We start from the raw sequence: 21967 nt of genomic DNA, 5'->3' as shown, positions 1-21967 counted from the left end.
CTCACCATGGAGGGGATCCGACGCGACGTGGAGAGGGGCGCGCGCCGCGCCGGAGGGTGCGCCGCGTGATGCGGGACGTCGCCACGCTGCTGGAAAGCGTCGGCGCACCGCCGCGCCGCCCCGCCCTCGCGGCGCCGGAGATCGGGCCCTGGCGCGAGGGCAATGTCATCCCTGGCGTGTGGAGCTTCGAGGGCGTGGAGCCCGGCCTGCATGTCTGCGTCGTCGCCCTCACCCATGGCAACGAGATCGCGGGCGCCGTGCTGCTCGACCGCTGGCTGCGCTCGGGGCTGCGGCCCCTGGCCGGGCGGCTCACCCTCGTCTTTGCCAATCTCGACGCCTTCAGCCGCTTCAACCCGGAAGACCCCACCGCCTCCCGCTTCCTGGAGGAGGATCTCAACCGCGTCTGGAACCGGGAGGTGCTGGAAGGACCGCGCCGCACCTCGGAGCTTCGCCGCGCCCGCGCCCTGCGCCCGGTGCTGGACGCGGCCGACGTGGTGCTCGACCTCCATTCCATGCTCTGGCCGGGCGACCCGCTCTTCCTGGTCGGCGCCTCGCCCGAGGCCGCGGACCTCGCCATGCAGCTCGGCGCCCCGCCGCTCACCGTCGCCGATGACGGGCACGAGGAGGGGCTGCGCCTGATCGACTACCTCCCGCCCGGCGCCACCTCCCGGCGCGGCATCCTGCTGGAGGCGGGATGGCACTGGGAGGAGGAAACGGCGCAGCGCATGGACCGCGTGGCGCGGCGCCTCCTCGCCCTCACCGGCCTCCTGCCCGGCGCGCCGGAGGAGGCGCGGCCCGAAACGCCGCGACTCGCCCGCGTGGTCCGCACCATCACCGCGCGCAGCCCCGGCTTCCGCTTCACCCGCCCCTGGTGCAGCGGCGAGGCGGTGCCCGGCGGCACGCTGCTGGCCCGCGACGGCGCCCTGGAAATCCGCGCGCCGGAGGAAGGCTGCCTGCTGGTGATCCCGAACCTGCTGCCGCGCCCCGGCCAGACCGCGCTGCGCATCGCGAAGCTGGAGGGAGGGAGCTAGCGCTCCCCTTCCTCCCCCGCGATGGCGCGCAGCGCCGCCTCGCGCCGCTCCGCATAGGCTGCCTGGGCGGAAGGATCCTCCGTCGCCGCGCAGGCCGCGCGGTGCGCGAGGTCCAGGTGGCGCCGCAGCACCTCCAGCCGCCCGGGATCCCGCTCCACCTCCGCCACCGCGCCCAGCACCTCCAGGAGCCGGATCATGACCGCGGGCACCCCCGCGCCGCATTGGCGGATCAGGTGGAACATCGCATCGGCGATCCCGGCATAGTCGGAGGCGGAGCGCCACAGCCGCGGCACCTCGCCCCGCCAGGTCACCCCATCCGGCAGGCGGCGCCCTTCCAGCTCGCACAGCACGGCCCCCAGCTGGTCGAGCACCACGATGGCGGTGAAGGGATCGTTCACGCCCGGCGACAGCGCGCGGGCCGCGATCTCCACCATCTGGTTCACCGCGAATTCCAGGTCCTGGGCCACCACGCGCGTCCGCCCGACGGTGACCGCCTCGGCCAGCGCCGCCTCCGCCGCGTCCCGGAGCTCCGGCGGATGCACCTCCCCCACCAACCTGCCGGGAAACAGGTAGTCGCCCGGCCGGATCAGGAGGCTCAGCCGCGCGTCCCGCTCCTCCGCCCAGTCGGCCAGGGCGTCGTCATCCAGCAGGCGCAGGTAGCCGCTTTCCCCCAATCGAAGCTTGCCGCCCGCCGCGCCCGCCTCCGGCTGCGGCCGCCGCGCCGGGTCGTCGCTGCGTTCCGGCAGGGCGCGCACCACCTGCGTCAGGTCCTCGCGCACCAGCGCCACCACGTGGTCCACGTTGATGGTGGAGGCGACGTGGTGGATGAACCAGATCACCACCCCCACGCAGATCCCGGCCAGCAGCAGCGCGACGGACACCGCCACCTGCGGCACGAACACCACGTCGTCCGTCTCGTGCACCGCGCGCAGCGTGACCAGCGAGAAGGCGAAGGTGCCCAGCAGCGCCCCCAGCGCGTACTGGTTGCCCGGGTCGCGGGTGAAGTTGCCCAGCAGCCGCGGCCCCATCTGGCTGGAAGCGAGGCTGAGCGCCGCGACGGTGATGGAGAAGGTGGTGCCCGCCACGCCGATCATCGCGCCCGCCACGGCGGCCAGTACGCCCCGCGCGCCGGACAGCCCGCCGGCATAGACCCAGCTTTCCATCCAGCCGGGCAGAGCGATCGCGCCGTCGAAGCGCACCAGCACCTCCGCCAGCACCGCCGCGCCCACCGTCATCGCCGCCGGCCGCAGCCAGAAGCTGGAGGCGACCTCCAGCGTCCATTGCCGCAGCCATGCGACGCCGGGGATCGTCACCCGGGCGGCTCCCCCTCCACCGGCTCGGCGCCCATCCCGCGCAGCATGGCGGTGATCGCCTCCGCCGCCGCATCCACCGCCTCCGGCTCCGTCCCCTTCGCCACCAGCGCGACGCCGCCGCCGGAGAAGCCGCCCGCCCCATGGTTGCGGTAGAAGGGGTAGGAGCCGATGTCGAGCGCCGGGAAGCGCTTTTGCACCGCCTCCAGCGCCTCGGCGATGTTGCCCTCGAAGACGCCCACCGCGTGGACGGTGCGCGACACCACCGGCACGCCGCCCGCCAGCCCGGGCGCGATCACCTCGAACATCGCCTGCATGATGCGCGGCACGCCCGCCATCACGTGCACGTTGCCCATGGTGAATCCCGGCGCCGAGGTGATGGAGCAGCGGATCGGCACCGCCCCCTCGGGCAGCGTCGCCATGCGCAGCCGCGCCGCGTTCATCTCCACCGGCGGGTCGCGGCGGGCGTAGTCCTCCGCCATCAGGGCGCGGCTTTCCTCGTGCACCACCCAGGGCACGCCGAAGGCGGCGGCGATGCATTCGCTGGTGATGTCGTCATGCGTCGGGCCGATGCCGCCCGTGGTGAAGACGTGGTCGAACTTCGCCCGGACCTCGTTCACCGTCGCGATGATGGTCTCCGGCACGTCGGGGATCACCCGCACCTCGCGCAAGGGAATGCCGAGCTCGCCCAGGCGCGTCGCCAGGAATTGCAGGTTGGCGTCGCGGGTGCGGCCCGACAGCACCTCGTTGCCGATGATCAGCAGGCAGGCGATGGGGTTGGTCATGCTCGTGTCCTCACAGGAAGTCGCGCAGCAGCGCGACCAGCGGGATGTCGGCGGGCGGCATCGGGTAGTCGCCCATGCGGGCGGGGCGCACCCAGGCCAGTTCCTGCCCCTCGCGCGCCTCGGCCCGCCCTTCCCAACGCCGGCAGACATAGAGCGGCATCAGCAGGTGGAAACGCTCATAGCCGTGCGAGGCGAAGAAGAGCGGCGACAAGCAGGCCTCGCGCGTCTCGATGCCCAGCTCCTCGCGCAGCTCGCGGATCAGCGCGGCCTCAGGCGTTTCGCCGGGGGCGATCTTGCCGCCGGGGAACTCCCACAGCCCGGCCATGGGCTTGCCGGGCGGCCGGCGGGCCAGCAGCACGCGCCCTTCGCTGTCCACCAGCGCGCAGGCCGCGACCAGCAGGATGGGCCGCTCGACGGGCGGGCGTGGCCCCGCGCGGCGGAAATAGGTGACCGGCATGGCGCGGTTGCGCGACAGGTAGGGCTCGTGCCCCGTCCCCGCCTCCTCGAAGCCCAGGGCGCGCAGGACGGCGTGGCTCGCCGGGTTGTCCGTCAGCGCGGAGGCGCGGAACGCCGTCGCGCCCAGCTCCCGCTCCGCCCAGTCCAGCAGCGCCCCCGCCGCCTCGCGCGCCAGCCCCTCGCCCCAGAAGCGCCGCCCGATCCAGTAGCCGAGCTCCGGCGGGTCCTTTCCGTGCACGGAAAGCCCGGCGCAGCCCACCAGCGCGCCCTCGCGCGTGACGGCCAGGTGATACCCCTCGCCCCGCGCGCGCTGCGCTTCGGTGGAGGCGACCCATTCCTCCGCCAGATCCTCGCGATAAGGGAAGGGGACGCGGGCCAGCTTGCCCGCGACGGAGTAGTCGTTGACCAGCCGCGTCAGCGCCGGCACGTCGCCCCGCTCCAGCGGGCGAAGCACGAGGCGCTCCGTCCGCAAGAGCGGCCCATCAGCTCCGGTAGGAACCATTGATGTCGATGTAGCCGTGCGTCAGGTCGCAGGTCCAAACGGTCGCCGCCCCGCGCCCCAACCCCAGGTCCACGGTGATCTCCACCTCGCGCCCCTTCATGTGCGCGACCACGGGCGTCTCGTCGTAGCCGGGCACCACCTCGCCCTCGCGCGCCATCCAGGTGCCGCCCACGGCGACGGACAGCAGGTCGCGATCCGCCGGCTCGCCCGCCTTGCCGACCGCCATGACGATGCGGCCCCAGTTCGCGTCCTCGCCCGCGATGGCCGTCTTCACCAGCGGCGAGTTGGCGATGCACATGGCGACCCGATGCGCCGAGCGCGCGGAAACGGCGCCGGTCACGTTGACGGTGATCAGCTTCTGCGCCCCCTCGCCATCGCGCGCGACCATCAGCGCCAGCTCGTGCAGCACCTCGTCCAGCGCGCGGGCAAAATCCTTGAGGGAAGACGGCTTCGCATCCGCCGCGACGCGCGGGTGCCTGGCCTGCCCGGTGGCGAACAGCATCACCGTGTCGGAGGTGGAGGTGTCGCTGTCCACCGTCACGCAGTTGAAGCTCTTGTCCACGCCGCGCTTCAGCAGCGCCTGGAGGACGGGCGCCGGGATCTTCGCGTCCGTGGCCAGGAAGGACAGCATCGTCGCCATGTCGGGCGCGATCATGCCGCTGCCCTTGGCGATGCCGCAGATCGTCACCTCCCCATCGCCGATCCGCGCCTTGCGCACCGCGCCCTTGGCGAAGGTGTCGGTGGTCATGATGGCGCGCGCCGCGCCGTCCCACCCATCCGTTTCCAGCTTCTCGACCGCGCCGGGCAGGGCGGCCAGCAGCACCTCGGTCGGCAGCTTCTCCCCGATCACGCCGGTGGAGGCCAGGAACACCTCCTTCGGCCGGCAGCCCAGCAGCCCCGCCATCTCCCGCGCCGTGCGCTCGCAGGTTTCGCGCCCCGCCTTGCCGGTGAAGACGTTGCTGTTGCCCGCCGTCACCACCAGCGCCCGCGCCTTGCCGCCGGGCAGGGCGGCGCGGCACCAATCCACCGGCGCGCCGGGGCAAAGGTTGCGGGTGAACACCCCCGCCGCCGTCGTGCCCGGCGCGAAGCGGAACACCGTCACGTCCTCGCGCGTCTTGTAGCGGATGCCGGCCGCCACGGAGGCGATCTCGACCCCCGCGATCGCGGGCATCTCCGGCAGGGGCAGGGCGAGGGGGGAGGGGGGAAGCGCCATTCTCAGCCTTTCATCCGCGCGATCCACTGGCCGAAGGCGGCCATCAGCTTCTCCACCGCCGCGCGCGTCGGCGCGTCGGTCAGGTTTCCGTCCGCGTCGAAGCGCCCATTGGCCTGCGTCACGAACACCTCCGGCCCCGGCATGGTGAGCGCGCCGAGGAGCTGGAGGGACTGGCGAAGCTGGAGCTGGGCGCGGATCGTCCCGCCCATGCCGCCCGAGGCGCCCATCATCGCACAGGGCTTGCCGGCGAAGGGCTGCTTGCCTTCCACCCGGCGAGACAGCCAGTCCACCGCGTTCTTCAGCCCGCCGGGGACGCCGTAATTGTATTCCGGCGTGACGAAGAGCAGCGCGTCCGCCGCGAAGCAGCGCTCGCGCAGCCCGGCCACGGAGTCGGGCAGCCCCTTCGCCTCGATGTCCTCGTCGAAGATGGGGATGCCGCCGATCGGGGCCTCCTCCACCGCCATGCCCTCGGGCGCGACCTCGGCCGCCACGCGCAGCAGCTTCCGGTTCAGGCTGGCGGCGCGCAGGCTGCCGCAGATGGCCAGGACCCGCATGGCGCTCACCGCCGCTGCGCGGGGGCGGGCGTTGCCGGCGCGGGGGGCGTCGGCGCCGGCCGCGCGGAAGGCGTGCCCGGGCGCGCCGGCGGGTCGGCCTGCACCCCGGCGGGGGCCGGCGGCTCCACGATCTCGACCCGCGCCGACTGGCGCAGCCGCCCGATCATCGCCTGCACCTCCTCCTCGATCATCGCCTGGCGCAGCGCCTCGCGGCTTTCGTCGAAGCCCGGCCCCTGGCCGGTGCGCCGCTCCTCCACGCGGATGACGTGCCAGCCGAATTGCGAGCGCACCGGGTTGGGCGTCATCTGCCCGGGCTGGAGGTTGAAGGCGGCGGTGGCGAATTCCGGCACCATGTCGTTGCGCCGGAAGAAGCCCAGGTCGCCGCCATTGCTGCGCCCCGCCGGATCGGTGGAGCGGCGCCGCGCCACCTCCTCGAAATTCGCCCCGCGCTGGATCTCCCCGATGATCGCGCGGGCCTCGGCCTCCTCGCGCACCAGGATGTGGCGGGCGCGCACCTCCTCCTCGGCCGGGCGGCCGGCGCGGTCGCGCTCCCAGCGGGCGCGCAGCGCCTCGTCGGTCAGCTTGGGCAGGATCTCGCGGCGCAGCAGCGCATCGCGCAGCTCCCCTTCCTCGAAGGCGCGGACGCGGCGGCGCACCTCCTCGTCGCGCTCCAGCCCCTCGCGGCGGGCGGCGGCGACCAGCACGCGGTCGGTCACGGCGCGGTCCACCAGCTGCTGAAAGACCGGCGGCGGCAGCAGGGCGCGCAGCGTCGCGGGGGGCACGTTGCGCAGCTCCGCCGGCAGGGCCTCGGCGGCGGTTTCCATCACCTCGCTCAGCCGGATCTCCTGCCCGTCCACCCGGGCCAGCACCGGGTCCGCCTCGGCGGGGCTGGCGGCGGGGGCCGGGGTGGCGGAGGTCGGGGCGGGCGCGGCGGTGGCGGGGCTGCTGCGCTGGGCCGGGGCAGGGCTGGTCGGGGCGCCGGCTGGGGCCCCGGTCTGGGCCAGGGCGGGCAGCGCGCAGGCAGCCAGAAGGAGGGCGACGGGGGGGAGGCGCGTCATGGCTTGGGAATCCGGGATCGAGGGCGGACAATGGCAGGGGGCCATCCCTCCCACAACCCGGAGCGCCGGTCGGGGGTTTGCCCATCGTTGACCCCCGGCCCCCCAGAGCCTACCTGTTCCCGCAAACGGCCCGCGCCCGACCCGGCGCCGCGCCCGGAGAGATACCTGCCCCCATGTTTGCTCGCCTCGCCCGTGCCATCTTCGGCTCCACGAATGACCGCGCACTGAAGCGCCACGAGAAGCGGGTCCCCGCCATCGCCGCCTGGGAGCCGAAGCTCGAGGCCCTGAGCGACGAGGCGCTGCGCGGCAAGACCGCCGAGTTCCGCGAGCGCCTGGCGAAGGGCGAGGCGCTGGACGACATGCTGGAGGAGGCCTTCGCCACGGTGCGCGAGGCGGCGCGCCGCGTCATCGGGCTGCGCCACTTCGACGTGCAGATGATCGGCGGCATGGTGCTCCACGAGGGCAAGATCGCCGAGATGAAGACCGGCGAGGGCAAGACCCTGGTCGCGACCCTGCCCGTCTACCTCAACGCCCTGCCTGGCAAGGGCGTCCACGTCGTCACCGTCAACGACTACCTGGCCACGCGCGACAGCGAGTGGATGGGCCAGGTCTACGGCTTCCTCGGCCTTTCCACCGGCGTCATCGTCCACGGCCTGACGGACGAGCAGCGCCGCGCCGCCTATGGCTGCGACATCACCTACGGCACCAACAACGAGTTCGGCTTCGACTACCTGCGCGACAACATGAAGTACCGGCTGGACGAGATGGTCCAGCGCCCCTTCCACTACGCCATCGTGGACGAGGTGGACTCGATCCTGGTGGACGAGGCGCGCACGCCGCTCATCATCTCCGGCCCCACCGACGACACCTCCGACCTCTACCGCCGCGTGGACGCGGTGATGGCCGAGTTCGTCAAGGACGAGACGCGCTTCGAGAAGGACGAGAAGCAGCGCACCGTCGCCATGACGGAAAAAGGCGGCGAGGATATCGAGCGCCTGCTTTCCGAGGCGGGCGTGCTGGAGGAGGGCAACCTCTACGACGCGCACAACGTCTCCGTCGTCCATCACGTCAACCAGTCGCTGCGCGCCCACGTGCTGTTCCGCCGCGACGTGGAATACGTCGTGCGCGACGACAAGATCGTCATCATCGACGAGTTCACCGGCCGCATGATGGAAGGCCGGCGCTACTCCGACGGGCTGCACCAGGCGCTGGAGGCGAAGGAGGACGTGACGGTCCAGCCCGAGAACCAGACGCTCGCCTCCATCACCTTCCAGAACTACTTCCGCCTCTACCCCAAGCTGTCCGGCATGACCGGCACCGCCGCCACCGAGGCGGACGAGTTCGCCGAGATCTACAAGCTGGAAGTGCTGGAGATCCCCACCAACGTCCCCGTCGCCCGCGTGGACCAGGATGACGAGGTCTACCGCACGGCGGAGGAGAAGTACGACGCGGTGATCAAGCTCGTCGGCGAGTGCCGCGAGCGCGGCCAGCCCTGCCTCGTCGGCACCACCTCCATCGAGAAGTCGGAGCGGATCTCGGAACTGCTGAAGAAGCGCGGCATCCCGCACTCGGTGCTGAACGCCCGCTACCACGAGCAGGAGGCGACCATCGTCGCCCAGGCCGGCCGCGCCGGCGCCGTCACCATCGCCACCAACATGGCCGGCCGTGGCACCGACATCAAGCTCGGCGGCAATGCCGAGATGCTGGCCCGCGCCGAGGTGCCGGAAGGCGAGGGCGAGGCCTACGAGGCCGCGCTGGCCCGCCACAAGGCCGAGGTCGCGGCGGCGCAGGACCAGGTGAAGCAGGCGGGCGGCCTCTTCGTCATCGGCACGGAGCGGCACGAGAGCCGGCGCATCGACAACCAGCTTCGCGGCCGCTCCGGCCGCCAGGGCGACCCCGGCAACAGCCGCTTCTTCCTGAGCCTCGAAGACGACCTGATGCGGATCTTCGGCTCCGACCGCATGGGCGGGATGCTGACCAAGCTCGGCCTCAAGGAAGGCGAGGCCATCATCCATCCCTGGATCAACAAGGCGCTGGAGAAGGCGCAGAAGAAGGTCGAGGCGCGCAACTTCGACACGCGCAAGAACCTGCTGAAATACGACGACGTGATGAACGACCAGCGGCGCGAGGTGTACTCGCAGCGCCGCCTGTTCATGGAGTCGAACGACCTGTCCGAGACGGTCGAGGAGATGCGCCGCGAGACGATCGACGGCATGGTCAACCGCGCCATCCCCGAGAACGCCTATCCCGAGCAGTGGGACCTCCAGGGCCTGGAAACCCAGGTGCGCGACACGCTCGGCCTCGACCTGCCGGTGGAAGCCTGGGGCAAGGAGGAGGGGATCGACGACACGGCGATCCGCGAGCGGATCAACGCCGCCGCCGACCAGCTCGCCGCCACCAAGGCCGCCAATCTCGGCCCCGACTTCATGCGCATGGTGGAGAAGTCCATCCTGCTGCAGATCTTCGACCAGGTGTGGAAGGAGCACCTGCTCCAGCTGGACCACCTGCGCCAGGGCATCGGCTTGCGCGCCTACGGCCAGCGCGACCCGCTGAACGAATACAAGCGCGAGGCCTTCTCGCTCTTCAACGTGATGCTGGAGGAGCTGCGCGAGCGCACCACCTCCCTGCTGCTGCGCCTGGAGTTCCAGCCCAACCAGCCCCTTCCCGAGCCGGAGCCGGTGCGCGTGACCGACATGCGCCACGCCGAGCCGGAGCTGCTGGTGGGCGCCGCGGCGATGGAGGACGTGCCCCCGATGGGCTACGGCGCCGCCACCCTGGCCGAGCCGCGCGTCACCCCCGGCGTGGACCCGGGCGACCCCGCCACCTGGGCCACGACGCCGCGCAACGCGCCCTGCCCCTGCGGCTCCGGCAAGAAGTACAAGCACTGCCACGGCCGGGCGTGAACGGGTGAGCGGGCTCTGGGCCGAGTTCCTCACCAACGGGGGGCGCAGTGTCCACAAATGGGCCCACTACTTCCCGGCCTATGAGCGGCACCTCGCCCGCTACGTGAACCGCCCCTGCCGCATGCTGGAGATCGGCTGCGCCCATGGCGGTTCGCTGCAGCTGTGGAAGCGCTGGCTCGGCCCGCTGGCGCAGATCGTGGGCGTGGACATCCAGCCCGGCTGCGCCGCCTATGCGGAGCACAACATCGCCATCCGCATCGGCGACCAGGGGGACAGCGACTTCCTCGCGAAGCTGCACGAGGAGTTCGGCCCCTTCGACGTCGTCCTGGACGATGGCTCGCACCGGCAATCCGACATCGCCACGTCCTTCGGCTTCCTCTACCCCCGCATGGCGCGCGACGGCGTGTACATGGTCGAGGACCTGCACACCGCCTACTGGCCCGAATATGGCGGCGGTCTCCGCAACCCCGCCTCCTTTCTCGAGACGTGCAAGCATCTGGTGGATGAGCTGAACGCGGTCTGGACCAAGGGCGCGCTGCCGCCCACGGAATTCACCCACACGACCCTGTCCATGCATTTCTACGACAGCATCGTGGCCTTCGAGCGCGGCGCCACCCCGCCCCGCGTCGGCCCGCAGATCCCGCCCGTCGAGGTCAAGGAACTCCGGCCTCCCGCCTGACGCGGCCCCTCCTTCGCCTCAGGTCCTGCCTTGCGCCACCAACTGGCGCGCACGGACCCGCAGCGGATCGTCGAGCGAGGGGAGGAAGCGCTTGATGCCGAAGAGCTGCGGGTCGGCCAGCACCTGCTGCATCTCCTCCTCCGTCGCGATCTGCTCCTCGGTTTCCGAGGTCGCAATCACGTGCTTGGCGCGGCGGAGCGTGCGCTTCCCGCAAAGGAACTCGACGCAGATCGAGAAGGCGTACTCCTCGATTGGGTAGATGGCCGCCATGTCGCGCATGTCCGCGAGGCTCCGATGCGCCAGCAGCGGATAGACCAGTTCGAAGAAGAGATCGGCGCGGAAGAAGCACCCCTCCGCCCGTGACTTATGGAGGCTGTCCATTCTCATGGCGCGCAGCATCGGCGCCAGCAGCGGGTCCGCGCGGATGGCGTCGTAGAATTCCGGCGTCGTTTCCGCGTCGATGAATTCCTGCCCGTCGCGTGTCTCGAAGGTGGCCGGCGTCTTCCATGGCTTTCCGAGGCCCAGGTCGTGGTCCCGGATGTGCCGGGCGATGCCAGGCTTGATGAGAAGATCGGAGGAGGTGTGGAAATAGACGTAGTCGAAGCGGCGCCCATCCGCCATCGCCGCCAGCACGGCCTGGAAATAGGCGTGCGCCACCTTGCCCCACTGGGTCGGGATGGCCGGGTTCAGGAAATGCAGGTTCCCGATGCCCGCGAGGTCGATCCCGGCCTGGCTGCGGCTTTCCTCGAACGAGGCCGCGCAGCCGGCATTGATGTTCACGTAGTGGAGCACGTCGCCATCGAAGGCGATGTTGTAATTCTCGACCTGATCCAGCAGCAGATCCGGGCGCTCGTGCCAGTTCGAAACGACAAGGATGGTCATTCACCGCTCCGCGAGAGGGAGATGAGGCACCCCGGCCGGCGCCCTGAGGAAAAGACGAAAGACGTGCCGCAGGCTCCGCAACCCTGGGCTGGACCTCCTCGGCACCCTTCCGGCAAGGCGCTCAGGGCCACGCTGCTCGCCCCGATGGGCGGTGATGGCCGTTTTGTGAGGGCGGAGCAACCTCCCGGGCTCCGCCCCTCACGCCAGCAACGGCGCCCCGCGCATCTCCCGCAGCAGCTTGCGCCGGATCGCCTCCGCGAAATCCCCGTAATCCGCGCATTCCATCGCGAAGCAGCCGGTCCCGCCGATCACCTCCGCCTCGTAATGCGCCAGCAGGTCCGCTTCCTCGTTCAGCACGGCAAGGCCGTTGATCACCGCCCCCGCCGCCACCCCCAGGTCCCGCACCGGCCCCGGCGGCCGCCCCCGGTTGGAACGCCCGTCGCCCGAGACATCCACCACCAGGCGCGGCGCCTCGGCCGGACAGCGCGCCAGCAGGGCCAGGGCGGCGACCAGCGCCTCGCCGATGGCAGTGGCGGCGGCGCGGGGCTGGCGCGGCGCCTCCTCCAGCGCGCGGGCCAGCGCCTCCGCCTCGGCCGGGCCGGCGATCCGCATCCAGGGCACGGCCACCTCCTGGGCCTCAGACCAGAACAGCACCGCGACGGCCACGGCTCCGCGCGGCCCGGCCGCCGTCGCCGCCTGCACCCCTTCGTCGCGAAAGGCGGCGGCCAGCCCGCCCAGCATCAAGGCGAACTCGTCGAAATCCACGCTGGCCGACACGTCCACCGCCAGCACCAGGGCAAGGTCCACCGCTTCCATCAGGGGCAAAGACATGTTGCGGCGCGGCGTGACGCATTCTTTACTTGGGTGAAACGGGAGTCATGACGATGCAACGACGCGCCCTCCTTGCCCTGCCCGGCCTGGCCCTGGCGGCGCCTGCCCTGGCCCAGTCGCCCTGGCCCAACCGCCCGGTGCGGGTGATCGTGCCCTTTCCGCCCGGCGGCTCCACCGACGCCATGTCGCGCACGGCGGCGCAGAAGCTCAGCGAGAGGCTGGGCCAGCCCTTCGTGGTGGAAAACCGGGCCGGCGCCAATGGCGCGGTGGGCGGGCAGGCCGTCGCCCAGGCCGCGCCGGACGGCTACACGCTCTGCGCCTCCGCCTCCATCCAGATGCTGGGGCGCCTCGTCATGCGCAATCCCGGCTACGACCCGATGACGGACCTGACGCCCATCATCCGCACCGGGCGCGGCCCCCTCCTGCTGCTGATGACGGCGAACCGGCAGCCCAACACCCTCCAGGAACTGCTCGCCGCCGTGCGCGCCAACCCGCAGAACTGGAACTTCGCCGTGTCCTCGCTCGGCGCGGCCGGCCACCTCGCCACGATCGAGTTCATCCGCCAGGCCGGGGTGGAGATCACCCAGGTGCCGTATCGCGGCACGGCGCCGGCCATCACCGACGTGGTGGCGGGCAACGCCCAGCTGGTCTTCGAGCCGATCCTGGCCACCTGGCCCCCGGCGCGCGACGGCCGCGCCAAGGCGTTGGCCATCACGGCGGCGGAACGGTCCCAGGCCGCCCCCACCGTGCCCACGGCGACGGAAGGCGGCATGCCCAACCTCGACATCCAGTCCTGGTGGGCGCTCTGGGGCCCGCGCGGCCTGCCTGCCGAGATCAGCAACCGCATCGCGGAGATCCTCCAGCCCGCGATGCGCGAGCCGGACGTGGTGGCGCGCATCGGCGGCCTGGGCATCGAGCAGGCCGGCGAGGCGGGGGCCGACTTCGCCGCCTTCATCCGCCGCGACTTCGAGCGGTCGCAGGAGCTGCTGCGGGTGGCGAACTTCCAGCCGGACTGAGCCTCGGCTTGCGGCGGCGCAAGCCGCCGCGTGATCATGCCGTGCTATATTCCTCGGACCACGCAGAGGAGGCGCATCCATGATCGAGCATTGCACCATGGCGGAGGTGGTCCGCCACGGCAGCCCCCTGGTCCTCCCCGCCGGCACGACGGTGCAGGAAGCCTGCACCGCCCTGCACGAGCGCCACGCCGGCGCCGTGCTGGTGATGGAGGAGGGCCGGCTGAAGGGCATCTTCACCGGCCGCGACGCCGTGGCTTGCCTGGCGCGCGGCCTGGACCCCGAGCGGACCCTGATCGGCCAGGTGATGACCGCCGATCCCTGCTGCCTGCCGCCCGACGCCACCGCCATCGACGCGCTGCGCCTGATGAACGATGGCGGCTTCCGCCACCTGCCCATCGTGCGCGACGGCGAGGTGGTGGGCCTCGTGTCCCGCTACGACCTGCGCGGCACCCCGCAGCGCCGCCTGGACGAGGAAACGGGGTTCTTCGAGGTGCTGCGCTAGGGCATCTTCGGGCCGAGCGGGATCGCTTGGCGGCTCGGAGGATGCGTCCAGCCTCCCAGGGGGCGACATCGCTTGCCCATCGTTCTAACCTCCGCCCCGCCAAGCGATCGGAGGAAGCGGCGATGCCGGATGGTGCGGGAATGGTGAAGCGGACGGGCGGGCAGCTTCTGGCCGACGCGCTGGTGGCCCAGGGCGCGAGCCATGTCTTCGCGGTGCCGGGCGAGTCCTACCTGGACCTGCTGGACGGGCTCTATGCCCGCCGCAACGAGATCCAGCTCATCACCTGCCGCTTCGAGGCCGGCGCCGTCCACATGGCGGAGGCCGTGGGCAAGATGACCGGCAAGCCCGGCGTCGCCGCGGTCACGCGCGGCCCCGGCGCCTGCCACGCCAGCATCGGCGTCCACGTCGCCATGCAGGATTCCACGCCGCTCGTCCTGCTGGTCGGCCAGATCCCCATCGAGGAAACGGATCGCGAAACCTTCCAGGAGGTGGATTACCGCCGGATGTTTTCGCCGCTCGCCAAGTGGGTCACGCAGATCGACGACGCGAAGCGCATCCCGGAGATCATGGCCCATGCCTTCGACGTGGCGGTGAGCGGCCGCCCCGGCCCCGTGGTCGTCGCCATCTCGGAGGAGATGCAGAAGGACGCGGTGTCCGTGCCCGACCTCGGCATCGCGCGCGTCCTGCCGCCGCACCCGGCGCCGGAATCCATCCCGGCGATGCTGGAGATGCTGAAGAAGGCCCAGCGCCCGCTGGCCATCCTCGGCGGCGGCGCGATGTGGAGCGAGGAGGGACGCGCCGACATCGCCGCCTTCCTCCAGGCCAACGACATCCCCACCGCCGTGTCCTTCCGCCGCCAGGGCCTGTTCGACGGCACCTCGCCGCTCTTCGCCGGCGACCTCGGCGTGGGCGCCGATGCCGGCCTCGTCCAGAAGGCCAAGGAGGCCGACCTCCTCCTCGCCTTCGGCACCCGCATGGGCGAGCCGGTGAGCCAGGGCTACACGCTGCTCGACATGGCCGGGCGCACCCCCATCGTGCAGGTCTATCCCGACCAGGCGGAGATCGGCCGCGTCTACCGCGTGGCGCTCGGCATCACCGCCGACGTGAACCGCTTCGCCCGCGCCATCCGCGACGAGCGCGTGGCGGGCAACTGGTCCGAGTGGCGGCAGTCCGTCCGCGCGGCGCGCGAGGCCCAGGCCCAGGCGCCCGAATACGAAGGCCCGCTCAACCTCGCCCGCGCCCTGCAGGCGCTGGAGCAGGTGCTGCCCGACGACACGATCTTCACCACCGACGCCGGCAACTTCGCCACCTGGCCGACGCGCTTCATGCACCTGAAGCCGAAGCAGGAATTCCTCGGCCCGACCAACGGCGCCATGGGCTATGGCGTGCCGGCCGCGATCGGCGCCGCCGTCGCCTATCCGAACCGGCAGGTGATCGGCTTCGTCGGCGATGGCGGCTTCATGATGACGGGGCAGGAGATCGCGACGGCGTTCCACCACAAGGTCGCGCCGATCATCATGGTCTTCAACAACGGCATGTACGGCACGATCCGCATGTACCAGGAGCGCGTCTATCCCGGCCGCGTGTCCGGCACGGAGCTGACCAACCCGGACTTCGCCCGGTTCATCGAGGCCTTCGGCGGCCATGGCGAGGTGGTGGAAGCGACGGACGAGCTGGTCCCCGCCTACAAGCGCGCCGCCGCCAGCGGCAAGCCGGCCATCATCGAGGTGCGGATGAACCCCGAGCAGGTGACCAACCGCGCCACCATCGCCGACCTGCGGGCCCAGGCGAAGAAGTAACGCAGCGGGGCACGCGGCGGCGCTAGGCTCCACGCCATGCGCCGCCGCCCTCTCCTTGCCGCCCCTTTCCTGCTCGCCGCCGGGGAGGCGGTGGATCTGCTGCTGGTCCTCGCCGTGGACGCTTCCGGCTCCATCTCGCCGGAGGAGTTCCTGTGGCAGCGCGAGGGCTATGCCGAGGCGCTGACCAGTCCCGCCGTCACCTCCGTCATCGAGGGCAAGCCGCACGGCATCGGCGTCGCCATGCTGGAATGGGGCGCGCCTGGCGGGGCGGAGGTGGTGGTGCCCTGGCACCGCGTGACGGGCCGCGCCTCCGCGCAGCGCCTCGCCGACGCGGTGCTGGCCGCGCCCCGCTCCCGCCAAAGCTGGAACGCCCTCGGCGACGCCTTGCTCGCCGCGCACGGCCTGCTGCGCGAAGCGCCCTTCACGGCTTCGACGCGCATCGTGGATGTCTCGGGCGACGGCCCCGACCTCCGCTCCCGCGTTCCCGCCGCCGAGGCACGCGACCGGCTGGTGGAGGAGGGAATCACGGTCAACGCCCTCGCCATCGCCGCCGAGGGCCAGGTGACCAGGGGCGGGCAGCCCCTGGCCGATCACTACCGCGCCGAGGTCATCGGCGGCCCCGGCGCCTTCGTCCTGTCCGCCGAGGACCGCCGGGACCTGGCCCGCGCGTTGCGGATCAAGCTGGTGCGCGAGATCGCCTAGTGTGTTGCGTGCCGAACCCGTGGTTGGCGCGGGATGAAGGCGGCCCGGTTCAGACGGCCGCCCTGAGCGGAGCCTGCGGCGGCCGCCGCCGCCTCCGGGATCTCCGCTGCAACAGCGTCGCGCTGGATGCCTTGGCAGCGCGACGTTCCCGACGGCGTCGTCCAGCACGAGGATGGGCTGGGCCGTCGCGATGACGAGAACTGGCAGGCGCGAGCCCGCGGCCACCCGGGAAGCCTCGAGCGGCGCTGCGCTTCACATCGCGTGGCCCGCGCCGGCCACCAGGCCGAAGGCGGCGAGCGCCATCCACACCGCCATGGCGATCATCATCAGGTTCTCGGTCAGCGAGACGAAGCCGAGGGGGACGTTGCTCGACCCGCCCACGCAGGCGCACTTGAGTTCGCGCCGGTCCACGTAGACGGCCTTGAACACCGAGGCCGCGCCGATGGTACCGATGAAGAGCGCGATCGGCACCGACAGCCAGGTGAGCGCACCCGCGACCATCAGCAAGCCGGCCAAGCCCTCCGCAAAGGGGTAGATGTAGGAGTAGGGCACCCACCGCTTGGCGAGCAGGTCGTAGTTGAGGAACATGGTGGCGAAGCCCTCGATGTTCTGGAGCTTCAACAGCGCCAGAACGACCATCGAGAAGCCGATGAACCACTCCGCTGCGCGCAGCGTGAAGGGGCTGCCCGCGACGGCATGGCTCGCCGCCATCGCCGTCAGCGCGGTCATGGCGAAGAGTGCGACGACCGGCCGGTAGCTGGTCGCCTTCGGGTCCGCGACAGGCTTGCCGAGGAACCTGCGCAGATCGTCATGCCCGCCGATGCGCGCGCCGCCGATGAAGATCTGCGGCGTGGTCGCAACGCCATGCTGCGCCTTGAAGGCGTCGGTCTGCTCGCGCGTTGTGAGGTGGTGGTCCTCCACCTCGTAGCCGGAACGCTTCAGCAGATCCTTGGCCTTGAGGCCGTAGGGGCAGGTGTGCTGCGGCATCACCATGCGGTGGATGACCGCCTTCTTCGCCGTCCCGGCGCGGCTTGATGGGGGGGAGGGGATGGTTGTGGCCGACATGTTCGGATTCCTTGAAGTCCGGTCGGCCCGGATATAGGTTCTGTACCATGGTACGGAGTCAAGGGGGCCGGCTGCCCTCCGGCGGCAAACCCGATCAGGCCGGATCACTGACCATCGGCGAGCTTGCCGCTGCTGGCGGCGTGGGCGTCGAAACGATCCGCTTCTATCAGCGCAAGGACCTGCTCAGGACCCCTGTCCGAGGAGGCGGCATCCGGCACTACGAAGAAGCGGATCTGCGCCGCCTGCGGTTCATCAGGCAGGCCCAGGCGGCGGGCTTCACCCTGGAGCAGATCAGGGAACTTCTGGACCTGGATGCCGGCGAGGATCGCAGCCGTGCCCGCGAGCTTGCGAAGGCCCGCATCGAGGCGCTCGACGGCAAGATCGCCAATCTCCAGCGCGCCCGGGACGCCCTCCGGCGACTGGCGAGGGAGTGCGCCGAGGGGAGCGCCGGGCCCTGTCCCATCCTCGCTTCCTTTGACATTTGAGGCTGGCGGGGCATCCACGCCGGCTGTCCGCATCACAGTCGCGATCCCCAAGCTCCGCCCAGGCCCGCATCACCCTTCAGGCCCCACGAAACCCGACTCGCGGATCTCGTGGGGACACCAGCCAGGCGGTGGCGCTCAGGCCGAAACCTCGACCATGACGATCTCGGCCTCCTCCTCCGCCACCAGGACGATCTCGTCCTCGTCGCGGATGGCGGCGCCGTCGCGGCGGTTGAGCGCCGCGCCGTTCACCGTGACGCTGCCCTTGGCGGGCACGAGATAGGCGGCGCGGCCCTCGGGCAGGCGGAAGCGCAGCTCCTGCCCCGGCGCCAGCGTCGCGGCCATCACCGCGGCATCGGCGTTGATGGGCAGCGCGCCCGCCGCCGCGTCGCCGGGGCGGCCGCCGGCCAGCACCTCGAACCGCGCGTCGCGCCCCGCCTTCGGGAAGGACTTGGCGCCCCAGTTCGGCTTCGCGCCCCCCACATCCGGGATGATCCAGATCTGGAAGATGCGCGTCGTTTCCTCCTCGCGGTTGTACTCGCTGTGGGTCACCCCGGTGCCGGCGGACATGATCTGCACGTCGCCCGCCTTGGTGCGCCCCTCATGGCCCAGGGAGTCGCGGTGGGTGATCGCCCCTTCGCGCACATAGGTGATGATCTCCATGTCGCGATGCGGGTGCGGGTCGAAGCCGGTGCCGGGCGCGATCTCGTCGTCGTTCCAGACGCGCAGCTTGCCCCACCCCATGCGCGAGGGATCCATGTAGTGGCCGAAGGAGAAATGGTGCTTGGCCTTGAGCCAGCCGAAATCAGCGCCGCCCAGGCTCTTGAAGGGTCGGATGTCGATCATGGTGGTGGTTCCCGGGCGCCGGTCTGTGGCTGCCCTTGGCCCATCCATATGGCGAATGAGGTGGCCGCTGCCATCGCGCCGCCCCGATGGCCTTCATCACCGCAGCTGATGAAGGAGGCGCCGCCCCTGCTCGGTCACCGTGACGCGCAGCGTCCCCGCCTCGTCCCGCCGGCAGGCGGCGAGGCCCTGCTCCATCGCGTCCTCCCACACGGTGAGGCGCGGGCAGGAGGTGCGCCAGGCCTCGATCGCCGCCGCGTAGCTGCGCGGCTCCCGGTCGAGCCAAAGCAGGAAGTCGCGCACCAGGCCGGAGATGTCCGTGTGGGACATGGCAATCCTCCACCTTTCCGGCGCGCGGCGTCCGATCAGGCCGCGCCGCGCCTCACCGGCACATCAGCACGGGCATGTCCGCATTCTCCAGCACGTGCCGCGTCACCCCACCCAGGATCAGCTGGCGCAGCCGCGAATGGCTGTAGGCGCCCATGCACAGCAGGTCCGCATTGAAGTCGCGCGCCGCGCCCAGCAGCCCGGCGCCGACATCCTTGGTCAGCGGCTTGAACTGCACCGCCTCGGCCTCGATCTCGTGCCAGTGGAGATAGGCGAGCACGCCCTCCACCTTCGGCCCGCGCCGCTGGTACTCGTCGGCGTAAAGGACCCGCCGCGCCTGGGCCTGGTGCAGCCAGGGCAGGGCGGCGGCCAGCGCCGTGGCGCTCTCGGCGCTGCCGTTCCAGGCGCAGCACACGCGGTTGCCAATGCTCGTCGGCGCCTCGCGCGGGGCGATCAGCACCGGGCGGCCGGAATCGAACAGCACGGCGTGCAGCGCGTCGGAGGAGGACACGTCCTCGTCCGCTTCCGGATGCGGCACCACCGCCATGTCGTAGAGGCGCGACTGCTGCGCCACGATGTCCTCCTCGCGCCCCGCGATGGACTCGAAGGACAAGGTCGGGCCGCTGGATTTCAGCGCCGTCTCGGCGGAATTGGCGATCGCCACGTCGCCCGAGGTGGCGGCGAAGCGCTCGAACAGCGAGCGCACGCGGCTGGCGCGGTCGCCGCTCTCGCGCTCGGTCGCGGCCATCATCTCCTCGATCATCGCGCCGGACAGGCCTTCGCCGGCCAGCGGTGCGACATCGCGCGCATCCACGCGCACGTGCAGGCAATGCACGTGCGCGTTCCAGACGCGCGCCACCATCAAAGCGGTGGCCAGCGCCGCTTCCCCGGCGGCGGTGCCGGTCAGCGGCAGCAGCAGGCGGCGATAGGCCATGGCTCAGTCCCCCAGCAGATTCGTTTCACTTCGTCCGATGCTTATGCCGGTCCGGTGCTGGGAAGGTCCAGCGCCTTGAGCGCGGCGCGCAGCGGGTCGGCCTCCGCCGGCAGCACCGTCCAGCGCATCGGGCCGGGGTCGCGCTTCGCCGCATCCTCCAGCACCGCCACCGTGGCGTCGGAGGCATCGCCGCGTCTCGCCGCGACCCGCGCCCGCAACACGTCGAGCGGGGCGTCCAGCCAGAAGCCCATGAAGGAAACGCCGCAAGCCGCGATCGCGTCGCGCTCCTCCGCGCGCCCGAACACGGCATCCGCCACCACCGCATGCCCGCCCTCCAGCGCCGCGCGCGCCATGCGGCGCATCTCCGCGAAGACCGCGTCGCTGGCCTCGGCGGTGTAGGCCGGGGCGGGCAGCCCTTGTTCGGGCAGGACGCCGTGCATCCGCTTGCGGATCTCGTCCGATCGCAGCACCAGCGCCCCCGGCGCGGGGCCGAGCAGCGGGGCGAGGCGCCGCGCCAAGGTGGATTTCCCCGTCCCCGGCAGGCCGCCCACCGCCACGAGGCGGCCGGGAACCGGCCGCAGCGCCGCCTCGGCGAATCCGAGCAGCGCTTCCCAGGCCCCGCCGCGCCGCCGCTCCACATGCGCGCGGATCATCGCCCGCAGCGACAGCCACAAGGGCAGCGCGGCGACGAGCCCGGCATCGTCGCCGCGCGCCACGTAGCGGTTCAGCACCGCATTCGCCGCGTCCCGCCCGTGCCGCATTTCCAGGTCCATCAGGAGAAAGGCGAGGTCGTAGCCCACATCCACCGTCGCCAGCGCCTCGTCGAATTCCAGCGCGTCGAAGGGGCAGGGGCGGCCCTCGATCATGCACAGATTGCCCAGGTGCAGGTCGCCATGGCAGCGCCGCACCCGCCCCTCCGCGGCGCGCCGCGCGAGGGTGGGGGCCAGGCGTCGGTGCAGCGCCTGCGCCGCCGCATGCCACGCCTCCACCCGATCGGGCGGCAGCCCGGCATCCAGCGCGGTCTGCCGGTTCTGCGCGATGACGCCGTCCAGCGCGCCATCGCCCGGCTGGGGCGGCGCGGCCTCGTGCAGCGCCCAGACCGCATCGGCCAGGGCGGCGGCGTCGGGCATGGGCGCGCAATCCAGAAAGGCATCGGGCGGCAGCCGCGCCATGCGCAGCACCCATTCGACGGCCTCGCTCTCGCCGCCCAGCCGCAGCGCGCCATCCGCCCCGCGCGTGAGCGGCTCCACGCCGCGATACATCCCCGGCGCGTGCGGCGCGTTCAGCGCCATCTCGCGCCGCAGCAGCCGCTCGCGCTCCCCGAGGCGGGTGAAGTCGAGAAAGCCGAGATCCACCGCCTTCTTCATCTTGAAGGCGTCGCCGCCGGCCAGCGCGACCAGCGAGACATGCGTCTCCCGCACCGAATCGGCGAGGCCGCGGAGGAAGCGCTCCGCCTCCTCCTGCCCGCTCACGGAAACAGCGCCTCCTCGCCCCACGCGCCCGTGCCCTCGCGCGAGAAGACGCGGCGCTCGTGCAGGCGGAAGGGCATGTCGCGCCAGAATTCGATGCGGTCGGGCACCAGGCGGAAGCCCGACCAGTGCGGCGGGCGCGGGATCTCGCCCAGGCCGAAGCGCGCCGTGTGTTCCGCCACCGCCTTTTCCAGCGCCCAGCGCCCTTCCAGCGGACGCGACTGGCGCGACGCCCAGGCGCCGATGCGCGACCCGCGCGGGCGCGAGGCGAAATACGCATCCGCCTCCGCGTCGCTCACCATCTCCACCGGGCCTTCCACGCGAACGGAACGGCGCAGCGACTTCCAGTGGAAGCACAGCGCCGCGAAGCGATTGCCCAGCAGCTCGCGCCCCTTGCGGGATTCGAGGTTGGTGTAGAACACGAAGCCGCGCGCATCCTGCCCCTTCAGCAGCACCATGCGCGCCGAGGGACGTCCCTCCGGCGTCGCGGTGGCGAGGCACAGGGCGTTGGGGTCGTTCGGCTCGCTGCGCTCCGCTTCCGACAGCCACTCGGCGAAGATCGCGTGGGGGTCCTGGGTCATGCGGCCCTTCCTGGGAATGGTCCGGGTCTTGCCCGGCCATGGG

At 71.7% G+C, this 21967-nt stretch carries 22 protein-coding genes; 8 read left to right on the top strand and 14 right to left on the bottom strand.

The genetic code is table 11. The annotated features are described in order from the left end of the window. Positions 1-68 precede the first annotated feature (68 nt). Positions 69-1031, top strand: coding sequence for a M14 family metallopeptidase (locus OF850_RS11290; protein ID WP_301590252.1), 963 nt, complete (start codon positions 69-71; stop codon positions 1029-1031). On the opposite strand, the gene OF850_RS11285 is transcribed toward OF850_RS11290, so the two are convergent. The 6 genes from OF850_RS11285 to OF850_RS11255 are packed head-to-tail and all read right to left on the bottom strand — an operon-like array spanning position 1028 to position 6909. Continuing rightward, positions 1028-2344 carry a DUF2254 domain-containing protein gene (locus OF850_RS11285; RefSeq protein ID WP_301590199.1) on the bottom strand — a complete coding sequence of 439 codons (1317 nt, stop codon included), beginning with the start codon at positions 2342-2344 and terminating at the stop codon, positions 1028-1030. The genes OF850_RS11290 and OF850_RS11285 overlap by 4 nt on opposite strands. Further along, the gene (locus OF850_RS11280) at positions 2341-3126 is read right to left on the bottom strand and encodes a competence/damage-inducible protein A (RefSeq protein ID WP_301590198.1); all 786 of its coding nucleotides are present in this window, start codon (positions 3124-3126) and stop codon (positions 2341-2343) included. Before OF850_RS11280 ends, OF850_RS11285 begins: the two co-directional genes overlap by 4 nt. A gap of 10 nt (positions 3127-3136) precedes the next feature. Beyond that, positions 3137-4036, bottom strand: coding sequence for a bifunctional GNAT family N-acetyltransferase/(deoxy)nucleoside triphosphate pyrophosphohydrolase (locus tag OF850_RS23455; protein WP_368044688.1), 900 nt, complete (start codon positions 4034-4036; stop codon positions 3137-3139). Positions 4037-4064: 28 nt separating this feature from the next. Further along, positions 4065-5303, bottom strand: a complete 1239-nt coding sequence (gene argJ, locus OF850_RS11265) for a bifunctional glutamate N-acetyltransferase/amino-acid acetyltransferase ArgJ (protein WP_301590250.1) — start codon at positions 5301-5303, stop codon at positions 4065-4067. Next, on the bottom strand, positions 5300-5851 hold the full coding sequence (locus tag OF850_RS11260; protein ID WP_301590197.1) for an NADPH-dependent FMN reductase: 552 nt from the start codon (positions 5849-5851) through the stop codon (positions 5300-5302). Before OF850_RS11260 ends, argJ begins: the two co-directional genes overlap by 4 nt. 5 nt (positions 5852-5856) lie before the next feature. Next, positions 5857-6909, bottom strand: coding sequence for a peptidylprolyl isomerase (locus OF850_RS11255; protein WP_301590196.1), 1053 nt, complete (start codon positions 6907-6909; stop codon positions 5857-5859). Between the two features lie 173 nt (positions 6910-7082). On the opposite strand from OF850_RS11255, the gene secA reads away from it, so the two are divergent. Together secA and OF850_RS11245 are read left to right on the top strand one after the other, a co-directional pair. Then, the gene (gene secA / locus OF850_RS11250) at positions 7083-9812 is read left to right on the top strand and encodes a preprotein translocase subunit SecA (RefSeq protein ID WP_301590195.1); all 2730 of its coding nucleotides are present in this window, start codon (positions 7083-7085) and stop codon (positions 9810-9812) included. Between the two features lie 4 nt (positions 9813-9816). Further along, the gene (locus tag OF850_RS11245) at positions 9817-10491 is read left to right on the top strand and encodes a class I SAM-dependent methyltransferase (protein WP_301590194.1); all 675 of its coding nucleotides are present in this window, start codon (positions 9817-9819) and stop codon (positions 10489-10491) included. Positions 10492-10509: 18 nt separating this feature from the next. On the opposite strand, the gene OF850_RS11240 is transcribed toward OF850_RS11245, so the two are convergent. Continuing rightward, a complete protein-coding gene (locus OF850_RS11240; RefSeq protein WP_301590193.1) occupies positions 10510-11373 on the bottom strand; it encodes a hypothetical protein in 864 nt (287 codons plus the stop codon). A 198-nt stretch (positions 11374-11571) separates the two neighbouring features. Then, on the bottom strand, positions 11572-12204 hold the full coding sequence (locus OF850_RS11235) for a DUF1194 domain-containing protein (protein ID WP_301590192.1): 633 nt from the start codon (positions 12202-12204) through the stop codon (positions 11572-11574). Between the two features lie 53 nt (positions 12205-12257). On the opposite strand from OF850_RS11235, the gene OF850_RS11230 reads away from it, so the two are divergent. The 4 genes from OF850_RS11230 (at position 12258) to OF850_RS11215 (ending at position 16223) form a co-directional block, all read left to right on the top strand. Beyond that, positions 12258-13220 (top strand): Bug family tripartite tricarboxylate transporter substrate binding protein, encoded by a 963-nt coding sequence (locus OF850_RS11230; RefSeq protein WP_301590191.1) that lies wholly within the window; start codon positions 12258-12260, stop codon positions 13218-13220. Positions 13221-13299: 79 nt separating this feature from the next. Beyond that, positions 13300-13722 (top strand): CBS domain-containing protein, encoded by a 423-nt coding sequence (locus OF850_RS11225; protein WP_301590190.1) that lies wholly within the window; start codon positions 13300-13302, stop codon positions 13720-13722. A 122-nt stretch (positions 13723-13844) separates the two neighbouring features. Further along, positions 13845-15521, top strand: a complete 1677-nt coding sequence (locus tag OF850_RS11220; RefSeq protein WP_301590189.1) for a thiamine pyrophosphate-dependent enzyme — start codon at positions 13845-13847, stop codon at positions 15519-15521. 36 nt (positions 15522-15557) lie between these two features. Continuing rightward, positions 15558-16223 (top strand): DUF1194 domain-containing protein, encoded by a 666-nt coding sequence (locus tag OF850_RS11215; protein WP_301590188.1) that lies wholly within the window; start codon positions 15558-15560, stop codon positions 16221-16223. 252 nt (positions 16224-16475) lie between these two features. Here OF850_RS11215 and OF850_RS11210 read toward each other — a convergent pair whose 3' ends face one another. Then, positions 16476-17288, bottom strand: coding sequence for a glutaredoxin family protein (locus tag OF850_RS11210; protein ID WP_301590187.1), 813 nt, complete (start codon positions 17286-17288; stop codon positions 16476-16478). 11 nt (positions 17289-17299) lie between these two features. On the opposite strand from OF850_RS11210, the gene OF850_RS11205 reads away from it, so the two are divergent. Continuing rightward, positions 17300-17773, top strand: coding sequence for a MerR family transcriptional regulator (locus tag OF850_RS11205; RefSeq protein WP_301590186.1), 474 nt, complete (start codon positions 17300-17302; stop codon positions 17771-17773). A gap of 135 nt (positions 17774-17908) precedes the next feature. On the opposite strand, the gene OF850_RS11200 is transcribed toward OF850_RS11205, so the two are convergent. The 5 genes from OF850_RS11200 to pdxH all read right to left on the bottom strand — a co-directional run bounded on the left by OF850_RS11200 (position 17909) and on the right by pdxH (position 21924). Next, positions 17909-18616, bottom strand: a complete 708-nt coding sequence (locus OF850_RS11200; protein WP_301590185.1) for a pirin family protein — start codon at positions 18614-18616, stop codon at positions 17909-17911. A 96-nt stretch (positions 18617-18712) separates the two neighbouring features. Then, complete coding sequence (locus OF850_RS11195) at positions 18713-18943, bottom strand: hypothetical protein (RefSeq protein WP_301590184.1); 231 nt, start codon at positions 18941-18943, stop codon at positions 18713-18715. 52 nt (positions 18944-18995) lie between these two features. Continuing rightward, on the bottom strand, positions 18996-19874 hold the full coding sequence (locus tag OF850_RS11190) for a universal stress protein (RefSeq protein WP_301590183.1): 879 nt from the start codon (positions 19872-19874) through the stop codon (positions 18996-18998). 41 nt (positions 19875-19915) lie between these two features. Beyond that, on the bottom strand, positions 19916-21346 hold the full coding sequence (locus OF850_RS11185; protein WP_301590181.1) for a bifunctional aminoglycoside phosphotransferase/ATP-binding protein: 1431 nt from the start codon (positions 21344-21346) through the stop codon (positions 19916-19918). Beyond that, positions 21343-21924: a pyridoxamine 5'-phosphate oxidase gene (gene pdxH, locus OF850_RS11180; protein WP_301590180.1), complete on the bottom strand. Its 582-nt coding sequence runs from the start codon at positions 21922-21924 to the stop codon at positions 21343-21345. Before pdxH ends, OF850_RS11185 begins: the two co-directional genes overlap by 4 nt. Positions 21925-21967 lie beyond the last annotated feature (43 nt).

Source organism: Sabulicella glaciei (assembly GCF_026183895.1).
In the GTDB taxonomy this organism is placed as follows: Bacteria; Pseudomonadota; Alphaproteobacteria; order Acetobacterales; family Acetobacteraceae; genus Roseococcus; species Roseococcus glaciei.
This window is presented reverse-complemented; position numbering and strand designations above follow the sequence as displayed.

Coding starts and splice junctions, on each gene's coding strand:
- OF850_RS11290 (WP_301590252.1), top strand. CDS start 69: ATGCGGGACGTCGCCACGCTGCTGGAAAGCGTCGGCGCACCGCCGCGC.
- OF850_RS11280 (WP_301590198.1), bottom strand. CDS start 3,126: ATGACCAACCCCATCGCCTGCCTGCTGATCATCGGCAACGAGGTGCTG.
- OF850_RS11260 (WP_301590197.1), bottom strand. CDS start 5,851: ATGCGGGTCCTGGCCATCTGCGGCAGCCTGCGCGCCGCCAGCCTGAAC.
- OF850_RS11255 (WP_301590196.1), bottom strand. CDS start 6,909: ATGACGCGCCTCCCCCCCGTCGCCCTCCTTCTGGCTGCCTGCGCGCTG.
- secA (WP_301590195.1), top strand. CDS start 7,083: ATGTTTGCTCGCCTCGCCCGTGCCATCTTCGGCTCCACGAATGACCGC.
- OF850_RS11240 (WP_301590193.1), bottom strand. CDS start 11,373: ATGACCATCCTTGTCGTTTCGAACTGGCACGAGCGCCCGGATCTGCTG.
- OF850_RS11235 (WP_301590192.1), bottom strand. CDS start 12,204: ATGTCTTTGCCCCTGATGGAAGCGGTGGACCTTGCCCTGGTGCTGGCG.
- OF850_RS11230 (WP_301590191.1), top strand. CDS start 12,258: ATGCAACGACGCGCCCTCCTTGCCCTGCCCGGCCTGGCCCTGGCGGCG.
- OF850_RS11225 (WP_301590190.1), top strand. CDS start 13,300: ATGATCGAGCATTGCACCATGGCGGAGGTGGTCCGCCACGGCAGCCCC.
- OF850_RS11220 (WP_301590189.1), top strand. CDS start 13,845: ATGCCGGATGGTGCGGGAATGGTGAAGCGGACGGGCGGGCAGCTTCTG.
- OF850_RS11215 (WP_301590188.1), top strand. CDS start 15,558: ATGCGCCGCCGCCCTCTCCTTGCCGCCCCTTTCCTGCTCGCCGCCGGG.
- OF850_RS11210 (WP_301590187.1), bottom strand. CDS start 17,288: ATGTCGGCCACAACCATCCCCTCCCCCCCATCAAGCCGCGCCGGGACG.
- OF850_RS11200 (WP_301590185.1), bottom strand. CDS start 18,616: ATGATCGACATCCGACCCTTCAAGAGCCTGGGCGGCGCTGATTTCGGC.
- OF850_RS11195 (WP_301590184.1), bottom strand. CDS start 18,943: ATGTCCCACACGGACATCTCCGGCCTGGTGCGCGACTTCCTGCTTTGG.
- OF850_RS11190 (WP_301590183.1), bottom strand. CDS start 19,874: ATGGCCTATCGCCGCCTGCTGCTGCCGCTGACCGGCACCGCCGCCGGG.
- pdxH (WP_301590180.1), bottom strand. CDS start 21,924: ATGACCCAGGACCCCCACGCGATCTTCGCCGAGTGGCTGTCGGAAGCG.